Genomic DNA, 26,014 nt, shown 5'->3' on the forward strand with positions numbered 1-26,014 from the left:
ATGGTCGGGGCAGTCGAACGAATGATGCATGCCGCTGGCGGCTTGTTATTAAAGTCGTGCGTATTACAGAGTCTGGCCGTGACGCGCCATGATGTGGCGCACCACGCTGTAGTCCTGCAATGAATCGCTGGACAGGTCCTTGCCGTAGCCGGAGCGCTTGAGGCCGCCGTGGGGCATCTCGCTGACCAGCAGGAAGTGGCTGTTGATCCAGGTGCAGCCGTATTGCAGGCGCGAGGCGACCTGCAGCGCCTTGTCCAGGTTCTGGGTCCATACCGATGACGCCAGGGCGTATTCCGAATCGTTGGCCCAGTCCACCGCCTGGCTCAGTTCATCGAAGCGGGTCACCGTGACCACCGGGCCGAAGACTTCGCGCTGGACGATCTCGTCACTCTGCCGGCAGCCGGCCAGCAGCGTCGGCTGATAGTAGAAGCCGGGGCCGGAATGCACCGCCGCACCGGTCACCCGTTCGATATGCGGCTGGCCGAGGGCGCGTTCAACGAAGCTGGCGACGCGGTCGCGCTGGCGGGTGCTGATCAGCGGGCCGATCTCGTTGTCGGTATCGCGTTTGCCGGCAAAGCGCAGGCTGGCCACCGCCGCGCCGAGTTCGGCCACCAGGCGGTCGTGAATCCCGGCCTGGGCGTAGATCCGGCAGGCGGCGGTGCAATCCTGGCCGGCGTTGTAGTAGCCGTAGCTGCGCACGCCCTCGACCACCGCCTGGAGGTCGGCATCATTGCAGACGATCACCGGCGCCTTGCCGCCGAGTTCCAGGTGGGTGCGTTTCACGCTTTTCGCCGCGGCCTGGAGGATTTTCTGCCCGGTGACGATATCGCCGGTCAGCGACACCATGCGCACCTTCGGGTGGCTGACCAGGTGGCTGCCGACGCCTTCGCCGCCGCCGCAGACGATGTTGATCACGCCGGCCGGCAGCAGCTCGGCCAGGGTCGGGGCCAGGGCCAGGATCGACAGCGGCGTGTGCTCGGACGGCTTGAACACCAGGGTGTTGCCGGCGGCCAGTGCCGGGGCGATCTTCCACGCGGCCATCATGATCGGGTAGTTCCACGGCGCGATGGAGGCGACCACGCCGATCGGGTCGCGGCGAACCATGCTGGTATAGCCCGGCAGGTATTCGCCGGACAGTTGCCCGGTCTGGCAGCGCACCGCGCCGGCGAAGAAACGGAACACGTCGACGGTCGCGCTGAGGTCGTCCTGGCGCGCCAGGTGCAGCGGCTTGCCGCAGTTCAGCGATTCGAGGCGGGCCAGCAGCTCGGCGTTTTTCTCCACCGCGTCGGCGATCGCCAGGAGGATGTTCGAGCGTTGCTGCGGGGTGGTCCGCGACCAGCCGGCGAACGCCCGGTGGGCGGCGAGGATCGCGCTTTCGACCTGTTCGCTGCTGGCTTCGGCGATCTGCGTGATGACCTCGCCCGTGGCCGGGTTGAGGATCGGTTCGACGAAACCTTGGCCTGCGACGAGCTCACCATCGATCAGCAATGAGGTGAACAGCGGGGTCGGGTGCGCGCCAGCCATTTTGCGAGTTCTCTTTTCTTTTGTGGCCATGGAGCTTCCCTTGCAGCTGGAGTCCGGCCTTTCTCTATATGGATGGAAAGAGACTAGTGGCCGAACGAGAGGTCGACAAATACTAAATATTGAAAGCGGCGTTCGATTAAATCGATGGCTTGCGTCCACCATGGGGTTGTTCGCGAGCCACGGTGAGGAACGGGTCGACCAGCGTCGGCCTGGCCGTGCCACGGCGCCAGGCCAGGCCGACGTCGAGGGTGTGGCTCAGGTCGGCGATCGGCCGGGCCTCGATGATGTCGCCTTCCAGGGACCAGGGCCGGTAGGTCATGTCCGGCTGGATCGACAGGCCGAGCCCGGCCGCCACCAGGCTGCGCACCGCTTCGGTGGAGGCCGTGCGCAGACTGATCCGCGGCTGCAGGCCGGCGCCCCTCCACATGCGCTGGGCGTTGCGGTCCATTTCGTCGACGTTGAGCTGGATCAGCGGCTCGCGGGCCACGTCGGCGAGGTTGATGCTGTCGTGCTCCAGCAACGGATGCTGGGCCGGCAGCCACAGGCGATGCGGCGAGTGGGTCAGGACTTCGGTCTGCAGGGCGTGGCGGTCTTCGAGGTTGGAGAGGATCAGCACGCCGACATCGATCTCGCCACTGACCAGCAGATGCTCGATGTACGGCCGCTCGTCCTCGGTCACGCGGATCTCCACGTTGGGATAGGCGCGCTGGAAGCGGGTGAGCAGGTCGGCCAGGTAGTAGCCGGCCACCAGGCTGGTCACGCCGACCGTCAATTGCCCGCTGACCTGGTCGGTGCTCTGTTGCAGGCTGCGCTTGGCGTTGTCGACGGTGGCCAGGATCAGGTGCGCCTGGCGCAGGAACTGGTGGCCCTGGTGGGTCAGAGTCATGCCCTTGGCGTGGCGGTTGAACAGGCTGACGCCGATTTCCTGTTCCAGTTGCTGGATCGCCAGGGTCAGGGTCGACTGCGAAATGAACACGGCCTGGGCGGCGGCCGAGATCGAGCCGGTTTCGGCCACGGCGATGAAGTGGCGGATCTGACGCAGGGTCATCATGGGGGCGTTACCCTTGCCGGTTTTTCGGTGAGTTGTTTTTATGGAGATGGGCCAGTGTATATCTTTTTAATCGAATGCCTGATCACCGAGTCAGGATTTGCGCAAAAGGACGTGCAACATCTGGAAGCACACTGATCAACCGCTGTCTGAAAGCTCGTTTTACCCTGTGGGTCTATTCGTCGTTTGCGGAGCGTGTCGATGAACACTCGCGGATTGCTCGATCAGTTGCTCAAGTCCGGTCAGGAACTGTTGCAGAACCAGGGGCGAGGCAAGCCGGACGGCGCCTCGGACAAGGGCGCGCTGGGCAGCCTGCTCGGCAGTGGCAAAGGCGGTTCGGCGGGGCTGGGCAGCCTGCTTTCCGGGGCGGGTGGTGGCGCATTGGCGGCTGGGGCCATGGGCCTGCTGCTGGGCAGCAAGAAGGCGCGCAAGGTCGGTGGCACGGTCCTGACCTACGGCGGGCTGGCAGCGCTGGGCGTCCTGGCCTACAAGGCCTATGGCAACTGGCAGGCCCAGCAGGCCAATGCATCGCCGGCAGAGCCGCAGACCCTCGATCGCCTGCCGGCGGTGCAGGTCGAGCAGCACAGCCAGGCCATTCTCCAGGCGCTGGTGGCGGCGGCCAAGGCCGATGGGCATGTCGATGCCCGTGAGCGGGAACTGATCGAAGGTGAGTTCGTCAAGCTGGGCAGCGACCGGGAGTTGCAGCAATGGCTGCATGCCGAACTGAACAAGCCGCTGGACCCGGCGCAGGTCGCCCGGGCGGCGAGCACGCCGGAGATGGCCGCGGAAATGTACATCGCCAGTGTGCTGATGGTGGACGAAGAGAACTTCATGGAGAAGGCCTACCTGGACGAACTGGCGCGCCAGTTGCGGCTGGATCCGGGGCTACGCCAGGAACTGGAACGGCAGGTCCGCCAGGCCGTCCCGGCGTGATCGCAGGCGTCACTGGAGGCCGGGCAGCGGTTCCTCGGCCTGATGGAAGCAGGCCTGCCCCTTGCCCGCATGCTTGGCCCGGTAAAGGGCGTTGTCCGCCAGCCCCAGGACGTCGCTGAGGTCCGGGTCATCGAGCGGCCAGACTGCGCCGCCGATGCTGCAACCGATTTGCGCCGCCACCTGGTGCAGCATGATGGAGTGCGCGAGGCTGGCGAGCACCCGATTGGCGATCGCCCTGGCCTGGTTCAGGGCATCGTTGCGCGGCACCTGCAGCACCATCAGGAATTCATCGCCGCCGAGTCGGGCGACCATGTCGCCCTCGCGCAGGCAGGTGCGCAGCCGCCTGGCCACCTCCCTCAGCAGTTCATCGCCGCCGGCATGGCCGAACTGGTCGTTGATCGGCTTGAATCCATCCAGGTCCAGATACAGCAGTCCCAGGCAATTGTTCTGCGACTGGCTGCGCTGCTGCGCCCGTGGCAGGTATTTCTCCAGCGCCGCCCGGTTGGGCAGGCCGGTCAGTGCATCATGGTGCGCCAGGCTTTCCATGACCCCGAGGGCCGTCTGGTGATTGCTCAGGCTGTCCACCAGGTGACGGATCGACTGGCTCAACTGGGCGATTTCCCGCGTGCCCTTGAGCTCGGGAATCTCCATCGTCTCACCGATGCTCAGGCGATCGGCGGCATTGGCGATGGCTTTCAGCGGCCGGGTGAACCAGGTGGCCAGCAACCAGCCGATCAGGGCGACGATCGCCGCCAGGGCAACGCCCCAGACCAGGATATCGCGCTGCAGCTCCTTGGCCGGGGCGTACGCCTCGTCGAGGGTCTGGCGGGTGACCACGGTCCAGCCCAGGCCGGCATAGGCTTCATGGCCGATACTGGACGCCAGGCCGGTCAGGTACTCCTGGCCATCCGGCCAGCGCTGGACCGCCCAGCGCGGTGGCTTGTTCGAGCCGTCGAGCAGCGGCAGGCGCAACGGCCGGCCGATGTCATCGCGGGGGCCGAGCAGTATCCGCTGATCGGCGGCGACGACAAAGAACTCGATCTTGCGCCGTGCCTGTAATGGCCCCTTCAACGACTGGCGCAGGTTTTCGGCCCAGTTCCAAGACAGGTGCGCGGCCAGTACCCCGACCTTTTCCCGGGCTTCGCCGCTGGCACCGTTGAACACCGGCAGGCTGATGTCGACGAACTTCAGGGGTTCGCCGCTGGGGTTGGGCAAGAGTCTGGAGAGCAGCACGGCCTCGTGGACATCGCCGATGAACACCCCCTCGAGGCCTCGGCGGAACACCGGGCGCTGGCTGATGCTGGTGCCTTGCAGGATGCCCCCGGTCGAGGCCCGCACCCGACCCGCGGTGTCGGTCAGGCCGAGCCAGGCGATGTCGGGGAATTCGCCCTGCAACTGATCGAGCAACTGGCGGATCTCTCCCAGGTCGGAAGCCTGCTGCAAGACCTTCAGGTGGCTGATCACACTCAACAGATGCAGGCGGTTGGCCATGGCCCGGTCCAGGCGGTCGGACATCTGGTAGGCGGCTTCCGCCAGGTCCTGGCCGATTTCACCGCGCATCCGCACACTGGAATCGTGCCCGATGAGCGAACCCAGCAACCAGCTCAGCAGGCTCACCAACAGGGCGATGGCAAGTGCAAGGCGGCTACGCAGGCTGGGCAGTACGGGCATCAAGCAGTTCTCATGATCGATACGGCCAATTGACGGAACTCATGAACGGCAACACTGCGCTTTCAACCACACAGGAGGTATTTTGTAGGGATGTCGGCAAGTTGCCGGTAAGGATGAGAAATCTCCTGTAAGTTATATTCCCTACATTTGTAGTCCCAGTTATAGCTTGTGCATAAATGATGGCACACGCTCGGCTATACTGCCCTCCATTTGAATGCTTTCCGAGGACTGATTGTGAAGAACTGGACTCTGCGCCAACGAATACTCGCGAGTTTTGCCGTCATCATCGCGATCATGTTGTTGATGGTCGTTGCCGCTTATTCCCGGTTGCTGTCGATCGAGTCCAGTGAGGAGAGTGTGCGCAGCGATGCCATCCCCGGCGTCTACTACAGCACCATGATTCGCAGCTCCTGGGTCGAGAGCTACGTGCTCACCCAGCAATTGCTCGGTTTCAACGGCGACGGGGTGATCAGCGCCGCCGACCAGGAGCAGTACAAGGCCTTTACCAGTCGCCTGCTCGAACAGATGGAGAATTACCAGAGGACCATCTTCGACGGCGACGACCGGGCGCGTTTCGAACTCTTCAAGCGCGAGCACGAGAACTACACCAAGGCCCTGGCCAATGTGCTCGACCTCTACCAGCGCAAGCAGAACGATGAGGCGATCCGTCAGTTCAAGCTGCAACTGACCCCGGCCTGGATGAACGGGCGCAAGGAACTCAACGACATCATCGTGCAGAACAAGGACGTTGCCGACCGGGCCACCGATGCCATCAGTTCCTCGGTGTCGTCCGCGAAGATCAGTATGGTCATTTCCCTGTTGCTCGCGGTGTTCGCCGCAGGCCTGTGCGGCTGGTTGCTGATGCGCGCGATCACCTCGCCGATGCAGCGTATCGTCGAGATTCTCGAGATCATGCGTACCGGCGACATGAGCAAGCGCCTGAACCTGGAGCGCAAGGACGAGTTCGGCTCGGTGGAGACCGGTTTCAACGACATGATGACCGAGCTGACGGCCCTGGTGTCCCAGGCACAGCGCTCGGCGGTGCAGGTGACCACTTCGGTCACCGAGATTGCCGCCACTTCCAAGCAGCAGCAGGCCACTGCCACCGAGACGGCCGCTACCACCACTGAAATCGGTGCGACCTCGCGGGAAATTGCGGCGACCTCCCGTGATCTGGTGCGCACCATGACCGAGGTGTCGTCCGCCGCCGACCAGGCCTCGGTGCTCGCCGGTTCCGGCCAGCAGGGCCTGGCCCGGATGGAGGACACCATGCATTCGGTGATGGGGGCCGCCGAGCTGGTGAACTCCAAGCTGGCGATCCTCAACGAGAAGGCCGGCAACATCAACCAGGTGGTGGTGACCATCGTCAAGGTCGCCGACCAGACCAACCTGCTCTCGCTCAACGCCGCCATCGAGGCGGAGAAGGCCGGGGAGTACGGCCGCGGTTTCGCCGTGGTCGCCACCGAGGTGCGTCGCCTGGCCGACCAGACCGCCGTGGCCACCTACGACATCGAACAGATGGTGCGCGAGATCCAGTCGGCGGTGTCCGCCGGGGTCATGGGCATGGACAAGTTCTCCGAGGAGGTGCGCCGCGGCATGTTCGAAGTGCAGCAGGTCGGCGAGCAGCTTTCGCAGATCATTCACCAGGTACAGGCCCTGGCGCCGCGGGTGCTGATGGTCAACGAGGGCATGCAGGCGCAGGCCACCGGCGCCGAGCAGATCAACCTCGCGCTGGTGCAGTTGGGTGATGCCAGCAGCCAGACCGTCGAGTCCCTGCGCCAGGCCAGTTTTGCCATCGACGAGCTGAGCCAGGTCGCGGTCGGCCTGCGCAGCGGCGTCTCGCGTTTCAAAGTCTGATGAGCGAACTGCTGGCCAGGCGCGTCGCCAGCGCGCAGTCCCGGGACCGCCTGTTCCTGGTCTTTCGCATCGGCAGCGAGCGTTATGCCCTGCAAGCCGTGGAGATCGCAGAGGTGCTGCCGCGCCTGCAGCTCAAGGCCATCGCCCATGCGCCGGACTGGGTCGCGGGCGTGTTCGCCCATCGTGGCTCGATGGTGCCGGTGATCGACGTCAGTGCCATGACCTTCGGCCAGCCCGCCGTGGCCCGCACCAGCACGCGCCTGGTGCTGGTGCATTACCGGCCTGAGCCGGATGCCGCCAGTGCTCTGCTCGGGCTGATTCTCGAACAGGCCACCGATACCCTGCGTTGCAACCCGAACGACTTCCAGCCCTACGGCCTGGACAACCGCCAGGCGCCTTACCTGGGACCGGTACGGGAGGACGGGCAGGGGCTGGTGCAACGTATCCGCGTCAACGAACTGCTCAGGCCAGAGGTGCATGCCCTGCTGTTTCCCGAATCCGCCGAGGGCCTGTGATGAGCACCGACCAGCGATTCTTCGATTTTCTCAAGGAGCGGATCGGCCTGGACGTTGCTTCGGTCGGACCGCTGATCATTCAGCGTGCCGTACGCCAGCGCTGCACCCAGTTGCAGATGGACACGCCCGAGCAGTACTGGGCCCGGCTGCAAGGCTGCGCCGACGAACAGCAGGCGCTGATCGAGGCGGTGATCGTCCCGGAGACCTGGTTTTTCCGCTATCCCGAATCCTTCGCGACGCTGGCCCGCCTGGCCACCGAGCGCCAGGAGCAACTGCGTGGCATGCGCGCGCTGAAGATCCTCAGCCTGCCGTGTTCCACCGGCGAGGAGCCCTATTCGATCGCCATGGCACTGCTCGATGCCGGGCTGGCACCCCACCAGTTCAAGGTCGACGGGATCGACGTCAGCCCGGCGTCGATCGAGCGCGCCAGGCGCGCCATTTATGGCAGGAACTCGTTTCGCGGCGAGGACATCGGCTTTCGCGAGCGGCATTTCACCGCGCTCGAGGAGGGCTACCAGGTCAGTGAGCGGGTTCGCGAGCAGGTCCGGCTGCGCGCGGGCAACCTGCTGGAACCCGGGCTGCTGGCCGGCGAGGTCTATGACTTCGTGTTCTGCCGCAACCTGCTGATCTATTTCGACCTGCCGACCCAGCAGCAGGTCTTCGAGATTCTCAAGCGCCTGACCCATGTCGACGGCGTGCTGTTCATCGGCCCGGCCGAGGGCAACCTGCTGGGGCGGCTGGGCATGCGCTCCATCGGCGTACCGCAGTCGTTCGCGTTTCGTCGCCATTTGCCGACCGAAGCGGAACCGGTGTTGGCTTTTGTGGCACCGGTCATGCCGCCACCGCTGCCCGTCCGTACCCCACCCAAAAACGTTGTGCCCCCGCGGCTGCCCCCGCGTCCGGCGCTGGCTGGCGTACCGCCGCCGGCCCCGCCCGCGAGGCCGCCTGCGCTGGCGGGCGACGCCGCGAGCCTGCTGGCGCGGATTGCCGAGCTGGCCAACGAGGGGCGCAGCGACGAGGCCCGCCAGGCCTGCGACAGCTTTCTGCGGCAACACGAGCCGGTGCCCCAGGTGTTCTACTGGCAGGGCTTGCTGAGCGAGGTGGCAGGTAATGCGCAACAGGCCCAGGGCTTCTACCGCAAGGCGCTGTACCTCGACCCGCAACACCCTGAGACCCTGGCGCAACTGGCCGCGCTGCTGGCCGCCCAGGGCGACGCGGCCGGAGCCCGACGATTGCAGGACCGCGCCGCCCGCAGCGGGCGGGCCGCTGACAGTGAGCGTAAACGATGAGCGGTTTGACAGCCTTGAACCTTACCCATGAAGACGCCGAGGCCATCGACGATTGCTGGAACCGTATCGGTATTCACGGCGACAAGTCCTGCCCGCTGTTGGCGGACCATATCCATTGTCGCAACTGCGCGGTGTATTCCGCCGCCGCCACCCGTCTGCTGGACCGCTATGCCCTGAGGCAGGAAAGCCGCGAGCAGGTTGCGGTGCAGGAGGGCGAGGCGGTTGCCACCCGCTCCCTGCTGATGTTCCGTCTCGGCGAGGAGTGGCTGGGCCTGGCCACCCGCTGCCTGGTGGAGATCGCGCCGTTGTGTTCGATTCATTCGCTGCCGCACCAGCGCTCGCGGGCGCTGCTGGGCGTCGCCAATGTGCGGGGGGCGCTGGTGGCCTGCCTGTCGTTGGTGGAACTGCTGGGGCTGGACGCGACGGTCACGGCCGCACCGGCTGGCCGGGTCATGCCGCGCATGCTGATCATTGCCGCCCAGGGCGGCCCGGTGGTGGTACCGGTGGATGAAGTGGACGGGATCCACGCCATCGACCAGCGCCTGCTCGATGGCGCCTGCGCTGCCGGCCCCCAGGCCAGCTCCAAATATACCCGGGGCGTATTGCCGTTCAGGGGCCGCAGTCTGCGCTGGCTGGATGAAGAGCAATTGCTGTCGGCCGTGGCCCGGAGCCTGACATGACCCCAGATCAAATGCGCGACTCGTCGTTGCTCGAGCTGTTCAGCCTGGAGGCCGAGGCCCAGACCCAGGTGCTCAGCGCCGGCCTGCTGGCGCTGGAGCGCAACCCGACCCAGGCCGATCAGCTCGAAGCCTGCATGCGTGCCGCCCACTCTCTCAAGGGCGCGGCGCGGATTGTCGGCGTAGATGCCGGAGTGAGCGTGGCCCATGTGATGGAGGACTGCCTGGTCAGCGCCCAGGAGGGGCGGCTGTATCTGCTGCCCGAACACATCGATGCCTTGCTGCAGGGCACCGACATGCTCATGCGTATCGCCACGCCGGGCAGCGCCAACGTCGGGCCGGTCGACGTCGAGGCCTACCTGCTGCTGATGAAGACGCTGCTCGATCCCTCGGCCCCGGGCGCCCGGGTCGCGCCTGCCGTGGCGCCGACAGTGCCTACAGCGCCGGCGGTCGCCGAGCCGGTGGTGGTTGCCGAGCCCGAGCCGTTGCCTGCTCCCGCCCCGGTCGAGGCGGAACCCGTCGCGCAGCCGAACAGGCGCGCCGTCACCGAGGGTGGCGAGCGGGTGTTGCGGGTCACGGCCGAGCGGCTGAACAGCCTGCTCGACCTGTCGAGCAAATCCCTGGTCGAAACCCAGCGGCTCAAGCCCTACCTGGCCAGCCTGCAGCGCCTGCGGCGCATGCAGGGCAACAGCCAGCGGGCGCTGGACAGTCTCGGCGATCAGTTGAAGGGCGTCGGCCTGGGCCTGGAGGCCGAGCAAGCGCTGGCGGACGCCCGGCGCCAGTTGGCCGAGGCGCAGCAGATGCTGATCACCCAGATTGCCGAACTCGACGAATTCGGCTGGCAGGCCGGCCAGCGGGCCCAGGTGCTCTATGACACGGCCCTGGCCTGCCGCATGCGGCCCTTTGCCGATGTCCTGGGCGGGCAGGCGCGGATGGTCCGCGATCTCGGCCGCAGCCTGGGCAAGCAGGTGCGACTGGAGATCGAAGGGGAGAAGACCCAGGTCGATCGCGATGTCCTGGAAAAACTCGAGGCACCGCTGACCCACCTGCTGCGCAATGCCGTCGACCACGGTATCGAGAGCCCGGAGCAGCGTGTGCTGGCCGGCAAGCCCGCCGAGGGCCTGATTCGCCTGCGTGCCTCGCACCAGGCCGGCCTGCTGGTGCTGCAACTGCAGGACGACGGCGGTGGCGTCGACCTCGAACGGCTGCGCCGCAGTATCGTCGAGCGCAAGTTGTCGCCTGCCGAAACCGCCGCGCAGCTCAGCGAGGAGGAGTTGCTGACCTTCCTGTTCCTGCCCGGCTTCAGCCTGCGCGACAAGGTCACCGAGGTCTCCGGGCGTGGTGTCGGGCTGGACGCCGTGCAGCACATGGTTCGGCAACTGCACGGTGCGGTGGTGCTGGAGCAGGCGACCGGGCAGGGCAGCCGCTTCCATCTGGAAGTGCCACTGACCCTGTCGGTGGTGCGCAGCCTGGTGGTCGAGGTGGGCGGTGAGGCCTATGCCTTCCCGCTGGCGCATATCGAGCGGATGCTCGACCTGCCGACCGAAGAGATCGTGCAACTGGAGGGGCGCCAGCATTTCTGGCACGAAGGCCGCCATGCCGGCCTGGTTGCGGCCAGTCAGTTGCTGCAGCGGCCGGCCAGCGAGCATGTCGGCGATACCCTCAAGGTCGTGGTGATCCGCGAGCGTGATACGGTCTACGGGCTGGCGGTCGAACGTTTCATCGGCGAGCGCACCCTGGTGGTGCTGCCGCTCGATCCACGCCTGGGCAAGGTCCAGGACATTTCCGCCGGGGCCTTGCTCGATGATGGCTCGGTGGCGCTGATCGTCGATGTCGAGGACATGCTGCGTTCGGTGGACAAGCTGCTCAACACCGGTCGGCTGGAACGTATCGACCGGCGCAATCGCCAGTCCAGCGAAGTGGCGCGCAAGCGCATCCTGGTGGTCGACGATTCCCTGACCGTGCGCGAACTGCAACGCAAGCTGCTGATCAACCGCGGTTACGAGGTGGCGGTGGCGGTGGATGGCATGGACGGCTGGAACGTCCTGCGCGCGGAGGATTTCGACCTGCTGATCACCGACATCGACATGCCGCGCATGGACGGCATCGAACTGGTCACGCTGTTGCGTCGCGACAGCCGCCTGCAGTCGTTGCCGGTGATGGTGGTGTCCTACAAGGACCGCGAAGAGGACCGTCGACGTGGACTGGACGCCGGAGCCGACTATTATCTGGCCAAGGCCAGTTTCCATGACGATGCCTTGCTCGATGCGGTGGTGGAACTGATAGGAGGCGCCCAGGGATGAGGATCGCGATCGTCAACGACATGCCCATGGCCGTCGAGGCCTTGCGCCGTGCCCTGGCGTTCGAGCCGGCACACCAGGTGATCTGGGTGGCGAACAACGGCGCCGATGCGGTGAGGCTGTGCGCCGAGGACACTCCTGACCTGATCCTGATGGACCTGATCATGCCGGTGATGGATGGCGTGGAGGCCACGCGCCGGATCATGGCCGAGTCGCCCTGCGCGATCGTCATCGTCACCGTCGACCGCCAGCAGAATGTGCACCGGGTGTTCGAAGCCATGGGCCATGGGGCGCTCGATGTGGTCGATACGCCGGCCATTGGCGGCGCCAACCCGCGGGACGCCGCGGCGCCGCTGCTGCGCAAGATCCTCAATATCAGTTGGCTGATCGGCCAGCGCGGCAGTCGGGTGCGCAGCGTCCCGACTCCCGGTGAGAATGGTGGGGACCGGCAGAAACTGGTGGCCATCGGCTCCTCGGCTGGCGGCCCGGCTGCCCTGGAAAACCTGCTCAAGGGCCTGCCGAGCGATTTCCCCGCGGCGATCGTGCTGGTACAGCATGTCGACCAGGTATTCGCCGCCGGCATGGCCGAATGGCTGGGCAGTGCCTGCGGGTTGCCGGTCAGGCTGGCTCGCGATGGCGAGCCGCCGCAGAACGGTACGGTGCTGCTGGCCGGCACCAACCATCATATCCGCTTGTTGCAGAACGGTACGCTGGCCTATACCGCCGAACCGGTAAACGAGATTTATCGCCCGTCCATCGATGTGTTCTTTGAAAGCGTTGCCAATTACTGGAAGGGTGACGCGGTGGGCGTGCTGCTCACCGGCATGGGCCGCGATGGTGCCCAGGGCTTGAAGTTGATGCGTGAGCGAGGCTACCTGACGATCGCCCAGGATCAGGAAAGCAGCGCGGTGTACGGCATGCCCAAGGCGGCAGCCGCTATCGACGCCGCGGTGGAAATTCGCTCGCTGAACAGGATCGCGCCACGTTTGCTGGAGATATTTCCAACATGAGCCCTACAGGCAATCAGCACTCATGGCTTGCATGCAGTAAATCAGGTGAACGCGCATGAATGATTTAGAGCTGGAGGAATTCAAACCTACCGATGAAAACGCCGCGATGGTGCTGCTGGTCGACGACCAGGCCATGATCGGCGAGGCGGTGCGTCGGGGGCTGGCCACAGAGGCGAACATCGATTTTCACTTCTGTGCCGATCCCCACCAGGCCATCGCCCATGCGATCCGGATCAAGCCCACGGTGATCCTGCAGGATCTGGTGATGCCGGGACTCGACGGCCTGAGCCTGGTGCGCGAGTACCGCAATCACCCGGCCACCAAGGACATTCCGATCATCGTGCTGTCGACCAAGGAGGACCCGCTGATCAAGAGCGCGGCGTTTTCCGCCGGGGCCAACGATTATCTGGTCAAGCTGCCGGATACCATCGAGCTGGTGGCGCGGATCCGCTACCACTCGCGCTCCTACATGATGCTGCTGCAGCGTGACGCCGCCTATCGCGCCTTGCGCCTGAGCCAGCAGCAGTTGCTCGACACCAACCTGGTGCTGCAGCGGCTGATGAACTCGGACGGCCTGACCGGGCTGTCCAACCGCCGGCATTTCGACGAGTATCTGGAGCTGGAGTGGCGCCGGGCCCAGCGCGAGCAGACGCAACTGTCGTTGCTGATGATCGACGTCGACTACTTCAAGGCCTATAACGACAGCTTTGGCCACCTGGAGGGCGACGAGGCGCTGCGCCGGGTCGCCGGAGCCATTCGCGAAGCCAGCAGCCGCCCTTCGGACCTGCCGGCCCGCTATGGGGGCGAGGAATTCTCCCTGGTGCTGCCCAACACCTCCCAAGGGGGCGCGCGACTGGTGGCGGAGAAGCTGCGCCAGAACGTGGCGGCGCTGAAAATTGCCCACAACACGCCCAGCGAGGGCTCGGTGCTGACCATCAGCATCGGCCTGGCGACCCTGGTCCCGCAGCAGGGCGGCAACTGCCGGGAACTGATCCTGACGGCCGACAAGGGGCTCTACCTGGCCAAGCACAGTGGGCGTAACCAGGTGGGCATCGGCCAGCCGTGACAGGGAGGCGGCCGGAAAATTGCCACGCTGACGGCCGCTGCCCCGCCAAGCGGGCTGCCGGGATGGTTACAATTGCGTTATACTCGCCGGCTTTCAAAAGTTCACCGACGAGTGCTGCCCGCCATGGAAATCAACCCGATCCTTAACAGTATCAAGGACCTGTCCGAGCGCTCCGAAACTATTCGGGGGTATCTTTGACTACGATCAAAAGCATGAGCGCCTGATCGAAGTCAACCGCGAGCTCGAAGACCCGAGTGTCTGGAGCAACCCCGAATACGCCCAGAACCTGGGCCGCGAGCGTGCCACCCTGGCCCAGATCGTCGAGACCCTGGATGAAATGTCCAGCGGCCTGAGCGATGCCAGCGACCTGCTGGAAATGGCCGCAGCCGAAGAAGACCAGGGCGCTGTCGACGATGTCGCCGCCGAGGTCGAGCGCCTGCGCGAAATCCTCGAGAAGCTGGAATTCCGCCGGATGTTCAGCGGCGAAATGGACCAGAACCACGCCTACCTGGACATCCAGGCCGGTTCCGGCGGCACCGAAGCCCAGGACTGGGCCAACATCCTGCTGCGCATGTACCTGCGCTGGGCCGACAAGCGCGGTTTCGACGCCACCATCATGGAACTGTCCGCCGGCGAAGTCGCCGGGATCAAGGGCGCGACCGTGCATATCAAGGGCGAGTACGCCTTTGGCTGGCTGCGCACCGAAATCGGCGTGCACCGCCTGGTGCGCAAGAGCCCGTTCGACTCCGGCAACCGTCGCCACACCTCGTTCAGCGCGGTGTTCGTCTCGCCGGAAATCGATGACAACATCGAAATCGACATCAACCCGGCGGACCTGCGGATCGATACCTATCGTTCCTCCGGTGCCGGTGGTCAGCACGTCAACACCACCGACTCGGCGGTCCGTATCACCCACGTGCCGACCAACACCGTGGTCAGCTGCCAGAACGAGCGTTCCCAGCACGCGAACAAGGACACCGCGATGAAGATGTTGCGGGCGCGCCTGTACGAGCAGGAAATGCAGAAGCGCAACGCCGCTTCCCAGGCCCTGGAAGACTCCAAGTCGGACATCGGCTGGGGGCACCAGATCCGCTCCTATGTGCTCGATGCCTCGCGGATCAAGGACCTGCGCACCAACATCGAACGCAGCGACTGCGACAAGGTGCTGGACGGCGACATCGATGAATACCTGGTGGCCAGCCTCAAGCAAGGGCTGTAGGACACTACTGTGGTAGCCGGCTTGCTGGCGATCCCCGGCCGCAGGCCGGGGGCAACGAACCTGTGATGGAAAATTTAAAGACATGAGCGACCAACAACTCGACACGCAAGCCCTGCAACAGGAAGAAAACGCCCTGATCGCCCTGCGCAAGGAAAAGCTTGCCGCCGAGCGCAGCAAGGGCAATGCCTTCCCCAACGACTTCCGCCGTGACGCCTACTGTGAAGACCTGCAGAAACAGTACGCCGACAAGACCAAGGAAGAGCTGGCAGAGGCGGCGATCCCGGTCAAGGTTGCCGGTCGCATCATGCTCAACCGTGGCTCGTTCATGGTGATCCAGGACATGTCCGGGCGCATCCAGGTCTACGTCAACCGCAAGACCCTCCCGGAAGAGACCCTGGCGGCCGTGAAGACCTGGGACCTGGGTGACATCATCAGCGCCGAGGGTACCCTGGCCCGTTCCGGCAAGGGCGACCTGTACGTCGAAATGACCGACGTGCGCCTGCTGACCAAGTCGCTGCGTCCGCTGCCGGACAAGCACCACGGCCTGACCGACACCGAACAGCGCTACCGTCAGCGCTACGTCGACCTGATCGTCAACGAGGACACCCGGCAGACCTTCCGCGTGCGCTCGCAAGTCATCGCCCACATCCGCAGCTTCATGATGAAGCGCGACTTCATGGAAGTGGAAACGCCGATGCTGCAGACCATTCCCGGCGGTGCCGCGGCCAAGCCGTTCGAAACCCACCACAACGCGCTGGACATGGGCATGTACCTGCGTATCGCGCCGGAGCTGTACCTCAAGCGTCTGGTGGTCGGTGGCTTCGAGCGGGTGTTCGAGATCAACCGCAACTTCCGTAACGAAGGCGTTTCGACCCGGCACAACCCCGAGTTCACCATGCTCGAGTTCTACCAGGCCTACGCCGACTACGAAGACAACATGGACCTGACCGAAGAACTGTTCCGTGAACTGGCCCAGGCCGTTCTGGGCAGCACCGACGTGCCTTACGGCGACAAGGTGTTCCACTTCGGTGAACCGTTCGCCCGCATGTCGGTATTCGACTCGATCCTCAAGTACAACCCGGATCTGACCGAAGCCGACCTGCTGGATGTCGACAAGGCTCGCGAAATCGCGAAGAAGGCCGGCGCCAAGGTGCTCGGCCACGAAGGCCTGGGCAAACTGCAGGTGATGATTTTCGAAGAGCTGGTCGAGCACAAGCTGGAGCAGCCGCACTTCATCACCGAGTACCCGTTCGAAGTCTCGCCGCTGGCGCGTCGCAACGACAAGAACCCGAACGTCACCGACCGCTTCGAGCTGTTCATCGGCGGCCGTGAAATCGCCAACGCCTACTCGGAGCTCAACGACGCCGAGGACCAGGCCGAGCGCTTCAAGGCCCAGGTGGCGGAGAAGGATGCCGGTGACGACGAAGCCATGCACTACGACGCCGACTTCGTTCGCGCCCTGGAGTACGGCATGCCGCCGACCGCCGGTGAGGGTATCGGTATCGACCGTCTGGTGATGCTGCTGACCAACGCACCGTCGATCCGCGACGTCATCCTGTTCCCGCACATGCGGCCGCAAGCATAAGACCGTCGTTGAAAAAGCCGCCCTCGCAAGGCGGCTTTTTTATTGCGTGTTGGTACTGAAGTTTCAGATTATTACAAGAGAGGAATACCTGTAGTGGACCGTGCAATGGCTCAAGAAGGGGCTGCTGGTGTGGCCAGCGCGTTGGCTGAAAGCGTTCAGTACCAGGGACGCAAGGCCAGCCGACAGGGCAGCGAGCAACGGCGACAGGACATTCTCAACGCGGCCATGCGTATCGTCGTGCGTGACGGCGTACGTGGCGTGCGTCATCGCGCAGTGGCCGCCGAGGCGGGCGTGCCGTTGTCGGCCACCACCTACTACTTCAAGGATATCGACGACCTGCTGACCGATACCTTTGCCCAGTACGTCGAACGCAGTGCGGCCTACATGGCCAAACTGTGGGAGAACAACGAGGGGCTGCTGCGCGAAATGGTCGCCTACGGCGATGGCAGCCCGGCCTCGCGGGCGCAACTGGCCGATGAAATCGCCCGGTTGACCGCCGATTACGTCCAGCGCCAGTTGCACAACCGGCGCGAATACCTGATGGCCGAGCAGGCGTTTCGCCAGGAGGCGCTGCTCAACCCGCGCCTGGCGATGTTGGTGCGCTCGCACCAGCAGATCCTGCTGCGTGGCTCCTGCCAGTTCTTCCAGGTACTGGGGTCAAGGCAACCGGAGCAGGATGCCAAAGTGTTGACGGCGATTATCGGACGGATGGAATATCAGGGCCTTCTCGACGATGCGGAGCCCGAGACCGAGCAGGACCGGCTCGGCATTCTCACCCGTTACATGCATCTGGTGCTGGCCTCCGTCTAAGCTAGAGGGCACGGCCAGACACCGCAGCGACGATCAGGAGTTTTCCTTGGACGAATACCAGCAGACGATACGCAGCCTGTCCGACCGCATTGTGCTGGCGCAGACACCGATTCGCGTGCTCGATGCGGTGAAGTGGGACGAGAACATCCGCAAGGGCTTTCTCAAGGCCAAGGGCAAGGAAATGCCGGCGGTGGACCGTGACTACTATGCCGCGCGGCCCCTGTCGTTCGACTCCGGGGCGGTCAAGCTGGAGTTGCAGAACATCGAGCGCGACATCACCCGCCAGCTCGGCCAGTTCAGCCCCGTCGGGCAGATCATGCGGCGCATGTGCCGGGAGTACCGCATGGTCGTGCGGATGCTCGAGGCCCGCGGCACCCCGGATTTCGGGCTGATCTCCCAGGAACTGTACGGCGCCGCTTCCGATGCGTTCCATGCCGGCGACCCGACCCTGGCCGACCTCGGGCTGATGCTGTCGGACTACCTGAACAACATCGACGGCCGCGGCGACCTCAAGGACGAGCCCAAGACCCTGACCGCCAAGGACGCCGTCGACATGCTGCAACGGCGGCTGAACAAGGTGTTCGGCGAGGCCGAGGAGACCATCCGGGTGTTCGAGTCCGATGGGATCGTCGCCGATGCGGCGGCGGGTGCCGACTACATCAAGATCCGCACCGATGCGCTGTTCAATACGCGGGATGTGCGGGCGCTGGAGGTGCATGAAGGTCTGGTGCATGTCGGCACCACGCTCAACGGCCTGAACCAGCCGATCTGCACCTTCCTGTCCAAGGGCCCGCCCTCGTCGACGGTGACCCAGGAAGGCCTGGCGATCCTGATGGAAATCATCACCTTCGCTTCCTATCCGAGTCGCCTGCGCAAGCTGACCAACCGAACCCGGGCCATCGACATGGTCGAGCAGGGCGCGGACTTCCTCCAGGTGTTCGAGTTCTTCCGCGAGCAGGGCTTCGAAATGGCGGAGAGCTACGGCAATGCCAGCCGGATATTCCGCGGTTCGGTGCCGACGGGGTTGCCGTTCACCAAGGACCTGTCGTACCTCAAGGGCTTCATCATGGTCTACAACTACATCCAGTTGGCCGTGCGCAAGGGCAAGCTCGAACAGGTACCGTTGCTGTTCTGCGGCAAGACCACGCTGGAGGACATGCGTACCCTGCGCCAATTGGTGGACGAGGGGCTGGTGACGCCACCCAAATACCTGCCGGAGCAGTTCCGCGACATGAACGCGCTGTCGGCCTGGATGTGCTTCAGCAACTTCCTCAATCACCTGAGCCTGGATCGGATCGAGGCGGATTATTCCAATATCCTCTGATCCAGAATCTGACCTCGCCCCTGTAGGAGCGGGCTTGCCCGCGAAGGCACCCTTCAAGTTGACGCATTGCTTCAGGTCGTGCCTCTTCGCGGGCAAGCCCGGCTCCTGCAGGGGACGGTGTCGTTGCCACTGACTCTTGCGAGGTTTCAACCGGATGAGACTCCTCGGCATCCTCTGCCTGCTCCTGGCCCTCAATGGCTGCAGCTCGCTGCTGTTCTACCCCGAGCCCGGCCTGCCGTTCACCCCGGACCAGGCGCATCTCGCCTACCGCGACGTCACCCTCACCGCCGCCGATGGCACCCGCCTGCGGGCCTGGTGGCTGCCCGCCAAGGCTGGGGTGCCGGTCAAGGGCACGGTGCTGCACCTGCACGGCAACGGTGGCAACCTGTCCATGCACCTGGGCGGCAGTGGGTGGTTGCCGGAGCAGGGTTACCAGGTGCTGCTGGTCGACTACCGTGGTTATGGCCTGTCCGCGGGCGAACCGAGCCTGCCGGCGGTCTACCAGGATATCGAGGCCGCGTTCCACTGGCTGGAGCAGGCCCCCGAAGTCCGGGACAAGTCCCTGGTAGTCCTGGGCCAGAGCCTGGGGGGCGCGATGGCGGTGCATTACCTGGGCGAACACCCCGGCTATCAGTCACGCATCAAGGCGCTGGTGCTCGATGGCGTGCCGGCCAGCTATCGCGAGGTGGGCCGATTCGCCCTCGGCGGGTCCTGGCTGACCTGGCCGTTCCAGATACCGCTGTCGTGGCTGGTGCCGGATGGCGACAGCGCGATTCATGCCATGCCGGCACTCAAGGGGGTACCCAAGTTGATCTTCCAGAGTATCGACGACCCGCTGGTACCCCTGAACAACGGCATTGTCCTGTATCAGGCCGCGCCCCCGCCAAGGGTGCTACAACTGACCCGCGGCGGACACGTGCAGACCTTCGCCGACCCCACCTGGCGCCAGGTGATGCTGCGCTACCTGGAGGATCCCCAGCATTTCAACGGCTTGCGCCGGCTGGGCGAGATCCCCAATTATCCCGCTGCCCCGAATTCGAAAGTCGAACCAGAGAGTCCGCAATGACCGAAGAACGCAACGCCATTCCCCTGATCATCACCGGTATCTGCAGCATCATCGGCACCGTGGGTTGCCTGTGGTACTACGGCTACCTGCATTTCGCCAAGCCGGAGGATGCGTTGGAACTCAACCAGTTCACCATGCTCAAGACCATTGCGGGCGAGGACTACAAGGTTTCGCTGACGCCGGCCAACCAGGTCGCGCAGTGCATCGATGGCGTGCTGGTGCTGTTCGACACCGAACAGAAAGGCCTGACCGGCGTGCTGGTCAACGACAGGAAGCAGGCCGTGCGCTGCATGGGCCAGGAGACGCCCAAGCTGGAGCAGTGAACGGCTGGCTGGCCGCATGAAAAAGCCCCGCCTGATCCGATCAGGCGGGGCTTTTCATTGGCGCTTCGAATGATCAGTAGTTGCTGCTGACCGAGGAGCGTGGTGCCACTGGCTGGTTGTCGTTGGAAATGGTCACTTCCACGCGACGGTTCATCGCCCGGCCGGAGACGCTGCCGTTATCCGCGACCGGGTACTCCTTGCCATAACCCTGGGTGACGATGCGGCTCGGGTCCACGCCCAGCTTGATCAGGGCCACCTGGACCGAAGTCGCGCGGCGCTCGGACAGGCTCTGGTTGTAGGCCGCGGTACCGGTGCTGTCGGTGTAGCCCTCGACGATCACCTTGCGGTCCGGGTTCTGCTGGAGGAACTGCGCCAGCTTGCTGATGTTGGCCAGGCCATTGGGCTTGAGCTCGGCCTTGTTGGTGGCGAACAGCACGTCACCGAAGGTCACCAGGGTGCCGCGATCGGTCTGCTTGGCGTTGAGGCTTTCCTGCAACTGGCGGATCTGCGCATCGCGGGCGTCCAGGCGGGCCTGGGCCCGTTGCGCGGCGGCGTTCTTCAGGTTGGCCTCGGCAGTGCGCAGAGCGATGGTCTGCTTGGCGACTTCGACACGCTGGTTGGTCAGGTAGGCCAACTGGTCGACGACCTTTTCATCCTCGCGGTTCTGGTAGGCCTTGTCCGCCTTGTCCAGGTAGTCGCTGGCGTCCTTGGTTTCCAGGGCCGCCACCTTGCTCGCCTGCGGGTCGGCCTGCAGGCCGGAGAAATTGGTGCGCGCCTGTTCCAGGTTGGGGTTGGGCGGTGTGGTGCAGGCTGCGAGGCCGACGCTCAGAGCCAGCAGGGCGGGGATCATCAGTTGATTGCGCATAATGTTCGTCCTTTATCTGTCCGTTGAAACTTCAGGCTGCGTGAGCGCTTATTGCGCCGGCTGCACCACGGGGCGCTGGCTTTCCTGGCGCAGTTCCTGAACACCTTTCTGGGCATCCTTCACGGCCAGTTCGGCCTTGGCGGCCTGGGCCTTGCGTTCGGCGACGCGGGCATCCCATTCGGCCTGCTCGGCCAGGCGGCGGGCGTCGTCGTATTTCTTGTCATGCATGGCCAGTTCGGCCTGCTTGAGCTTGTCCTGGGCCGATTTCATTTCCACTGCGGCGTATTCGGTACCGCCGGCGCTGACGGCGCTGTTGACGGCGGACTGGGTCACCGCATATTGCTCGCTCGGCGGGTTCCCGGCACAGCCGGCCAGGATGAAGCTGGTACCCAGTGCCAGAGCGGCCAGTTTCAGCCCGCGCAGGTGGTTGAACGAGGATGTGACTGTGCTGGTTTTCATGGTCTTCAACTCCATTGGATAGCTCCTGAAAAACATCAATCCCCATCACGGGCCCGAGGGCCTTCAGCGCAGACCCCGCCGTGTCGGCCGGGTATTTTTCGCAGCAGCTGTGCCAGTGATGGCTACTGGCTGTGACCTGAGGCTTTTTTGAATAGTTCAGCGGAGATGGCCAATCGCCCGAAAAAAATACTGACTGATCGGTCAATGCAGAAAATCTGAACTTTTGCGCGGCGCAGCGGTATTCCGGCTCGGTCGGGAGCCAGGAATACCGGGGCTTGCGGGAAAGTGGCGGGGGTTCTTCAGTGCTTGGACTCGTCGGTCCCGGAAGACAGGTTGTGCAGATGTCGACGGGACAGGGTCAGGAAGCGCGGGGTGGCCCCGACATCTTCGTACAGGGGGTCACCTTCCTCGTCGGTGGCGACCACATGCGGGCCCTGAACATAGGGGAAACTCGCCTCGAGTTCCTCCAGGGCGGCGCCGATGAGTTCGCCGAGCAGCTCCTCCGGGCTGCGCTTGGGGTACATTTCGGTGATCGCGGCGAGGCGGGCGGCCGCTTCAACGTCCAGATGAACGGCGTAACCGGTATCGGTCAGGCGACCCTTGGCATTCTCTTCCCAGTGCTGGGCTAGCTCACGGATTTTCATGGTGACCTCAATTCATACCCGCCGATGACGGGGATTGATGAGTGACCGGGCCGGTAGCGACGCCGGGCCGGCCATCAGCCCCGAGGGGCTGCCCAATCATCAGACTAGCTTCTGGCGGTGAGGTTCGACGGGGAATTTTCAGCCAACGGCGATCGACCTGCCGGCTTGTAAGCACTTGTCGCAGTGGTGCACTCTTGGGCCCAGGGAAGCGTCCCAAAGTCCGCCGGAGAGCCTGCCGATGTCAGATATCGATGTGCGTTTGCGTGAAGACGTTCACCTGCTGGGTGAGTTGTTGGGCAATACCATCCGCGACCAGCATGGCGAGGAATTCCTCGACAAGATCGAGCGTATCCGCAAGAGCGCCAAGGCCGATCGCAGCGATGCGGCCAGTACCGAACTGAGTGCCAGCCTCGATGATCTCGGCGACGACGAGTTGCTGCCGGTCGCCCGGGCCTTCAACCAGTTTCTCAACCTGGCGAACATCGCCGAGCAGTACCAGCTGATTCACCGCCGCGACGAATCCCAGCCGGCGCCGTTCGAGGCGCGGGCGCTGCCGGAACTGCTGGCCCGCCTGCAGGCCGAGGGCCATGGCCCCGAGGCCCTCGCGCGGCAACTGGCGCGTCTGGACATCGAACTGGTGCTGACTGCGCACCCGACCGAAGTGACGCGGCGCACGCTGATCCAGAAGTACGATGCGATTGCCGCGCAACTGGCGCTGCAGGATCACCGTGATCTCACCGGTGCCGAGCGCGAGCAGATCCGCCAGCGGTTGCAGCGACTGATCGCCGAGGCCTGGCACACCGAAGAGATCCGCCGCACCCGGCCGACCCCGGTGGACGAGGCCAAGTGGGGCTTTGCGGTGATCGAGCATTCGCTCTGGCAGGCCATTCCGAATTATCTGCGCAAGGCCGATGAGGCCCTGCATGCCGCGACGGGCCTGCACCTGCCGCTGGAGGCGGCGCCGATCCGCTTCGCTTCCTGGATGGGTGGCGACCGCGACGGCAACCCCAACGTCACGGCCAGGGTGACCCGCGAAGTCCTGCTGCTGGCGCGCTGGATGGCGGCCGACCTGTACCTGCGGGATGTCGATCACCTGGCTGCCGAGCTGTCGATGCAGCATGCCAGCGAAGCCTTGCGGGCCAGGGCCGGCAACAGCGCGGAGCCCTATCGGGCGGTGCTCAAGCAGTTGCGCGAGCGGCTGCGCGCGACCCGGCAGTGGGCCCATGATTCGCTGGAGTCCACCCAGCCGGCCCCGGACCAGGTGCTGCGCGACAACCACGAACTGCTGGAACCGTTGCAACTGTGCTATCGGTCCCTGCACGAATGTGGCATGGGGGTGATCGCCGACGGGCCGCTGCTCGACTGCCTGCGCCGTGCGGTGACCTTCGGGCTGTTCCTGGTGCGTCTGGACGTGCGCCAGGATTCGTCGCGGCATGCCGCGGCGATGAGCGAGATCACCGACTACCTGGGCCTGGGGCGCTACGAGGACTGGGATGAGGATGCCCGGCTGACCTTCCTGATCCGCGAGCAGGGCAACCGCCGGCCGTTGCTGCCCGCGTACTTCAAGCCCTCGGCGGACACCGCCGAGGTGCTGGCAACCTGCCGGGAAATCGCCGCGGCACCGGCGGCCTCCCTCGGTTCCTATGTGATTTCCATGGCCGGTGCGGCTTCCGACGTGCTCCTGGTGCAACTGTTGCTCAAGGAGTGCGGGGTGTTGCGGCCGATGCGCGTGGTGCCGCTGTTCGAGACCCTGGCCGACCTGGACAACGCCGGGCCGGTGATGGAGCGCCTGTTGCTCCTGCCCGGCTACCGTGCACGCCTGCAGGGGCCGCAGGAAGTCATGATCGGCTATTCCGACTCGGCCAAGGATGCCGGCACCACAGCGGCGGCCTGGGCCCAGTATCGCGCCCAGGAGCGGCTGGTGGACATCTGCCGGGAACAGCAGGTCGAACTGCTGCTGTTTCATGGCCGTGGCGGCACCGTCGGCCGTGGTGGCGGCCCGGCCCATGCGGCGATCCTGTCGCAGCCGCCGGGTTCGGTGGCGGGGCGTTTCCGCACCACCGAACAGGGCGAGATGATCCGCTTCAAGTTCGGCCTGCCGGACATTGCCGAACAGAACCTCAACCTGTACCTGGCCGCCGTGCTCGAGGCCACCTTGCTGCCGCCGCCACCGCCACAACCGGCCTGGCGCAAGCTGATGGACGAACTGGCCGCGGATGGGGTGCGGGCCTATCGGGCCGAAGTCCGCGACAACCCGCAGTTCGTCGAGTACTTCCGCCAGTCGACTCCGGAACAGGAGCTCGGGCGCCTGCCATTGGGCAGCCGTCCGGCCAAGCGCCGGGCTGGCGGTATAGAAAGCCTGCGGGCGATTCCCTGGATTTTCGGCTGGACCCAGACCCGGCTGATGCTGCCGGCCTGGCTCGGTTGGGAGACGGCCCTGCGCCATGCGCTGGAGCGTGGGCAAGGCAAGCTGCTGGAACAGATGCGTGAGCAATGGCCATTCTTCCGCACCCGTATCGACATGCTGGAGATGGTGCTGGCCAAGGCCGACAGCGATATTGCCCGCTCCTATGACGAGCGTCTGGTGGAAGCGGAACTGTTGCCGCTGGGTGCGCACTTACGCGACCTATTGTCGCAGGCATGCGCGGTGGTACTGGGTCTGACCGGCCAGTCGCAACTGCTGGCCCACAGCCCCGAGACCCTGGAGTTCATTCGCCTGCGTAACACCTACCTGGACCCGCTGCATCTGTTGCAGGCCGAGTTGCTGGCCCGCACGCGGCGCCAGGAAAGTGCCCAGGACAGCCCTCTGGAACAGGCTTTGCTGGTGTCCGTGGCGGGTATCGCCGCCGGCCTGCGCAATACCGGTTGAGGGGAGCCGAGGCCCGGCTTGCAGGCTTGGACAAGGCCACGGCCGCCCGGTCAGGTGCGGTCGTGGCCGTGCGTGCGACACTTTGTTGTCACCTTGCGACCCGCGGTAGCAGGTTTGCACGGTTGCGGGGGCCCGGGTCGTTGCGACTTTGGGCGGCTTGTGTGGGGTCGGTCGGCTGTGTATCTTGATCAGCCCTTGGCCGTTTGGGCGGCTGTCACCCTATTGTTGAGATTGGCCCCACGCGGCGAATCCGAGCGTTTCTAAATAAAAAATTGAGGAGCACATCGATGCGCGTCATTCTGCTGGGAGCTCCCGGGGCCGGTAAAGGTACTCAGGCTAAGTTCATCACCGAGAAATTCGGCATCCCGCAAATCTCCACCGGCGACATGCTGCGTGCCGCGGTCAAGGCCGGCACCGAGCTGGGCGTCAAGGCCAAGGGCATCATGGATGCCGGCGGCCTGGTTTCCGATGACCTGATCATCGCGCTGGTCAAGGACCGTATTGCCCAGGCCGATTGCGCCAAGGGTTTCCTGTTCGACGGTTTCCCGCGCACCATTCCCCAGGCTGAAGCCCTGGTGCAGGCCGGTGTCGAGCTGGACCACGTGGTCGAGATCGCCGTCGACGACGAAGAGATCGTCCAGCGTATTGCCGGCCGTCGCGTTCACGAGGCTTCCGGGCGTGTCTACCACGTCGTCTACAACCCGCCGAAAGTCGAAGGCAAGGACGATGTGACCGGCGAAGAGCTGGTGCAGCGCAAGGACGACACCGAGGAAACCGTTCGCCATCGCCTGTCGGTCTATCACTCCCAGACCAAGCCGCTGGTGGACTTCTACCAGAAGCTGTCGGCGGCCCAGGGCAAGCCGAAGTACAGCCACATCGCTGGCGTCGGCTCGGTCGAGGCGATCACCGGCAAGGTGCTCGAAGCGCTGAACTGATCGTTGCCTCTGCCTCTCTACAACA

General features: G+C 64.8%; 22 protein-coding genes. 16 read left to right on the forward strand and 6 right to left on the reverse strand.

The features are described from left to right. Window positions 1-63 precede the first annotated feature (63 nt). Complete coding sequence (locus ACMGT0_RS06965; protein WP_081006079.1) at window positions 64-1,554, reverse strand: gamma-aminobutyraldehyde dehydrogenase; 1,491 nt, start codon at window positions 1,552-1,554, stop codon at window positions 64-66. Between the two features lie 106 nt (window positions 1,555-1,660). After that, entirely contained in the window at window positions 1,661-2,575 is a 915-nt protein-coding gene (locus ACMGT0_RS06970; protein WP_054061860.1) for a LysR family transcriptional regulator, read from the reverse strand. 198 nt (window positions 2,576-2,773) lie between these two features. Between ACMGT0_RS06970 and ACMGT0_RS06975 the strand changes: the two genes are divergently transcribed. Beyond that, complete coding sequence (locus ACMGT0_RS06975) at window positions 2,774-3,505, forward strand: tellurite resistance TerB family protein (protein WP_054061090.1); 732 nt, start codon at window positions 2,774-2,776, stop codon at window positions 3,503-3,505. Window positions 3,506-3,514: 9 nt separating this feature from the next. On the opposite strand, the gene ACMGT0_RS06980 is transcribed toward ACMGT0_RS06975, so the two are convergent. Further along, window positions 3,515-5,176, reverse strand: coding sequence for a diguanylate cyclase domain-containing protein (locus ACMGT0_RS06980; protein ID WP_416771974.1), 1,662 nt, complete (start codon window positions 5,174-5,176; stop codon window positions 3,515-3,517). Window positions 5,177-5,410: 234 nt separating this feature from the next. On the opposite strand from ACMGT0_RS06980, the gene ACMGT0_RS06985 reads away from it, so the two are divergent. The 13 genes from ACMGT0_RS06985 to ACMGT0_RS07045 all read left to right on the forward strand — a co-directional run bounded on the left by ACMGT0_RS06985 (window position 5,411) and on the right by ACMGT0_RS07045 (window position 20,217). Further along, a complete protein-coding gene (locus ACMGT0_RS06985; protein WP_054061088.1) occupies window positions 5,411-7,033 on the forward strand; it encodes a methyl-accepting chemotaxis protein in 1,623 nt (540 codons plus the stop codon). Continuing rightward, window positions 7,033-7,548, forward strand: a complete 516-nt coding sequence (locus ACMGT0_RS06990; protein WP_416771976.1) for a chemotaxis protein CheW — start codon at window positions 7,033-7,035, stop codon at window positions 7,546-7,548. Before ACMGT0_RS06985 ends, ACMGT0_RS06990 begins: the two co-directional genes overlap by 1 nt. Continuing rightward, the gene (locus ACMGT0_RS06995; RefSeq protein WP_054061857.1) at window positions 7,548-8,837 is read left to right on the forward strand and encodes a CheR family methyltransferase; all 1,290 of its coding nucleotides are present in this window, start codon (window positions 7,548-7,550) and stop codon (window positions 8,835-8,837) included. Before ACMGT0_RS06990 ends, ACMGT0_RS06995 begins: the two co-directional genes overlap by 1 nt. Further along, a complete protein-coding gene (locus ACMGT0_RS07000) occupies window positions 8,834-9,517 on the forward strand; it encodes a chemotaxis protein CheW (protein WP_054061856.1) in 684 nt (227 codons plus the stop codon). Before ACMGT0_RS06995 ends, ACMGT0_RS07000 begins: the two co-directional genes overlap by 4 nt. Further along, the gene (locus ACMGT0_RS07005; RefSeq protein ID WP_054061855.1) at window positions 9,514-11,817 is read left to right on the forward strand and encodes a hybrid sensor histidine kinase/response regulator; all 2,304 of its coding nucleotides are present in this window, start codon (window positions 9,514-9,516) and stop codon (window positions 11,815-11,817) included. The genes ACMGT0_RS07000 and ACMGT0_RS07005 overlap by 4 nt, the downstream gene beginning before the upstream one ends. Continuing rightward, a complete protein-coding gene (locus ACMGT0_RS07010) occupies window positions 11,814-12,824 on the forward strand; it encodes a chemotaxis response regulator protein-glutamate methylesterase (protein WP_054058693.1) in 1,011 nt (336 codons plus the stop codon). Before ACMGT0_RS07005 ends, ACMGT0_RS07010 begins: the two co-directional genes overlap by 4 nt. Window positions 12,825-12,879: 55 nt before the next feature. Further along, complete coding sequence (locus ACMGT0_RS07015; protein WP_054058694.1) at window positions 12,880-13,890, forward strand: response regulator; 1,011 nt, start codon at window positions 12,880-12,882, stop codon at window positions 13,888-13,890. A gap of 123 nt (window positions 13,891-14,013) precedes the next feature. Continuing rightward, window positions 14,014-15,109 (forward strand): peptide chain release factor 2 gene (prfB, locus tag ACMGT0_RS07020; RefSeq protein WP_152972956.1). Its coding sequence is split into 2 segments (ribosomal slippage): window positions 14,014-14,085 and window positions 14,087-15,109, totalling 1,095 coding nucleotides; the frame shifts between segments, so codons are not numbered across the junction. Window positions 15,110-15,191: 82 nt separating this feature from the next. Beyond that, window positions 15,192-16,694, forward strand: a complete 1,503-nt coding sequence (lysS, locus tag ACMGT0_RS07025; RefSeq protein ID WP_054058695.1) for a lysine--tRNA ligase — start codon at window positions 15,192-15,194, stop codon at window positions 16,692-16,694. 93 nt (window positions 16,695-16,787) lie between these two features. Next, window positions 16,788-17,504 (forward strand): TetR/AcrR family transcriptional regulator, encoded by a 717-nt coding sequence (locus ACMGT0_RS07030; protein ID WP_192842720.1) that lies wholly within the window; start codon window positions 16,788-16,790, stop codon window positions 17,502-17,504. Between the two features lie 46 nt (window positions 17,505-17,550). Then, window positions 17,551-18,828: a flavohemoglobin expression-modulating QEGLA motif protein gene (locus tag ACMGT0_RS07035; RefSeq protein WP_054058697.1), complete on the forward strand. Its 1,278-nt coding sequence runs from the start codon at window positions 17,551-17,553 to the stop codon at window positions 18,826-18,828. Between the two features lie 154 nt (window positions 18,829-18,982). Continuing rightward, window positions 18,983-19,894, forward strand: a complete 912-nt coding sequence (locus ACMGT0_RS07040; RefSeq protein ID WP_416771981.1) for an alpha/beta hydrolase — start codon at window positions 18,983-18,985, stop codon at window positions 19,892-19,894. Next, the gene (locus ACMGT0_RS07045; protein ID WP_416771983.1) at window positions 19,891-20,217 is read left to right on the forward strand and encodes a hypothetical protein; all 327 of its coding nucleotides are present in this window, start codon (window positions 19,891-19,893) and stop codon (window positions 20,215-20,217) included. The genes ACMGT0_RS07040 and ACMGT0_RS07045 overlap by 4 nt, the downstream gene beginning before the upstream one ends. Before the next feature lie 73 nt (window positions 20,218-20,290). Here ACMGT0_RS07045 and ACMGT0_RS07050 read toward each other — a convergent pair whose 3' ends face one another. The 3 genes from ACMGT0_RS07050 to ACMGT0_RS07060 all read right to left on the reverse strand — a co-directional run bounded on the left by ACMGT0_RS07050 (window position 20,291) and on the right by ACMGT0_RS07060 (window position 22,185). After that, window positions 20,291-21,082 carry an OmpA family protein gene (locus ACMGT0_RS07050; protein ID WP_416771984.1) on the reverse strand — a complete coding sequence of 264 codons (792 nt, stop codon included), beginning with the start codon at window positions 21,080-21,082 and terminating at the stop codon, window positions 20,291-20,293. A 48-nt stretch (window positions 21,083-21,130) separates the two neighbouring features. Then, window positions 21,131-21,541, reverse strand: a complete 411-nt coding sequence (locus ACMGT0_RS07055; protein ID WP_192842721.1) for a DUF4398 domain-containing protein — start codon at window positions 21,539-21,541, stop codon at window positions 21,131-21,133. 299 nt (window positions 21,542-21,840) lie between these two features. After that, window positions 21,841-22,185: a hypothetical protein gene (locus tag ACMGT0_RS07060; RefSeq protein ID WP_054058701.1), complete on the reverse strand. Its 345-nt coding sequence runs from the start codon at window positions 22,183-22,185 to the stop codon at window positions 21,841-21,843. A gap of 238 nt (window positions 22,186-22,423) precedes the next feature. Here ACMGT0_RS07060 and ppc point away from each other — a divergent pair, with 238 nt between their 5' ends. After that, complete coding sequence (gene ppc, locus ACMGT0_RS07065; RefSeq protein ID WP_054061851.1) at window positions 22,424-25,054, forward strand: phosphoenolpyruvate carboxylase; 2,631 nt, start codon at window positions 22,424-22,426, stop codon at window positions 25,052-25,054. Between the two features lie 287 nt (window positions 25,055-25,341). Then, window positions 25,342-25,989: an adenylate kinase gene (gene adk, locus ACMGT0_RS07070; RefSeq protein ID WP_017905009.1), complete on the forward strand. Its 648-nt coding sequence runs from the start codon at window positions 25,342-25,344 to the stop codon at window positions 25,987-25,989. The last annotated feature ends 25 nt before the right edge of the window (window positions 25,990-26,014 follow it).

The organism is Pseudomonas sp. RHF3.3-3 (genome assembly GCF_048069595.1).
Lineage (GTDB): Bacteria > Pseudomonadota > Gammaproteobacteria > Pseudomonadales > Pseudomonadaceae > Aquipseudomonas > Aquipseudomonas fuscovaginae_B.

What these genes read in the sequence shown, in the direction of transcription:
- ACMGT0_RS06965 (WP_081006079.1), bottom strand. Translation starts at nt 1,554, where the DNA reads ATGGCCACAAAAGAAAAGAGAACTCGCAAAATGGCTGGCGCGCACCCG.
- ACMGT0_RS06970 (WP_054061860.1), bottom strand. Translation starts at nt 2,575, where the DNA reads ATGATGACCCTGCGTCAGATCCGCCACTTCATCGCCGTGGCCGAAACC.
- ACMGT0_RS06975 (WP_054061090.1), top strand. Translation starts at nt 2,774, where the DNA reads ATGAACACTCGCGGATTGCTCGATCAGTTGCTCAAGTCCGGTCAGGAA.
- ACMGT0_RS06980 (WP_416771974.1), bottom strand. Translation starts at nt 5,176, where the DNA reads ATGCCCGTACTGCCCAGCCTGCGTAGCCGCCTTGCACTTGCCATCGCC.
- ACMGT0_RS06990 (WP_416771976.1), top strand. Translation starts at nt 7,033, where the DNA reads ATGAGCGAACTGCTGGCCAGGCGCGTCGCCAGCGCGCAGTCCCGGGAC.
- ACMGT0_RS06995 (WP_054061857.1), top strand. Translation starts at nt 7,548, where the DNA reads ATGAGCACCGACCAGCGATTCTTCGATTTTCTCAAGGAGCGGATCGGC.
- ACMGT0_RS07000 (WP_054061856.1), top strand. Translation starts at nt 8,834, where the DNA reads ATGAGCGGTTTGACAGCCTTGAACCTTACCCATGAAGACGCCGAGGCC.
- ACMGT0_RS07005 (WP_054061855.1), top strand. Translation starts at nt 9,514, where the DNA reads ATGACCCCAGATCAAATGCGCGACTCGTCGTTGCTCGAGCTGTTCAGC.
- ACMGT0_RS07010 (WP_054058693.1), top strand. Translation starts at nt 11,814, where the DNA reads ATGAGGATCGCGATCGTCAACGACATGCCCATGGCCGTCGAGGCCTTG.
- ACMGT0_RS07015 (WP_054058694.1), top strand. Translation starts at nt 12,880, where the DNA reads ATGAATGATTTAGAGCTGGAGGAATTCAAACCTACCGATGAAAACGCC.
- lysS (WP_054058695.1), top strand. Translation starts at nt 15,192, where the DNA reads ATGAGCGACCAACAACTCGACACGCAAGCCCTGCAACAGGAAGAAAAC.
- ACMGT0_RS07040 (WP_416771981.1), top strand. Translation starts at nt 18,983, where the DNA reads ATGAGACTCCTCGGCATCCTCTGCCTGCTCCTGGCCCTCAATGGCTGC.
- ACMGT0_RS07045 (WP_416771983.1), top strand. Translation starts at nt 19,891, where the DNA reads ATGACCGAAGAACGCAACGCCATTCCCCTGATCATCACCGGTATCTGC.
- ACMGT0_RS07050 (WP_416771984.1), bottom strand. Translation starts at nt 21,082, where the DNA reads ATGCGCAATCAACTGATGATCCCCGCCCTGCTGGCTCTGAGCGTCGGC.
- ACMGT0_RS07055 (WP_192842721.1), bottom strand. Translation starts at nt 21,541, where the DNA reads ATGAAAACCAGCACAGTCACATCCTCGTTCAACCACCTGCGCGGGCTG.
- ACMGT0_RS07060 (WP_054058701.1), bottom strand. Translation starts at nt 22,185, where the DNA reads ATGAAAATCCGTGAGCTAGCCCAGCACTGGGAAGAGAATGCCAAGGGT.
- ppc (WP_054061851.1), top strand. Translation starts at nt 22,424, where the DNA reads ATGTCAGATATCGATGTGCGTTTGCGTGAAGACGTTCACCTGCTGGGT.
- adk (WP_017905009.1), top strand. Translation starts at nt 25,342, where the DNA reads ATGCGCGTCATTCTGCTGGGAGCTCCCGGGGCCGGTAAAGGTACTCAG.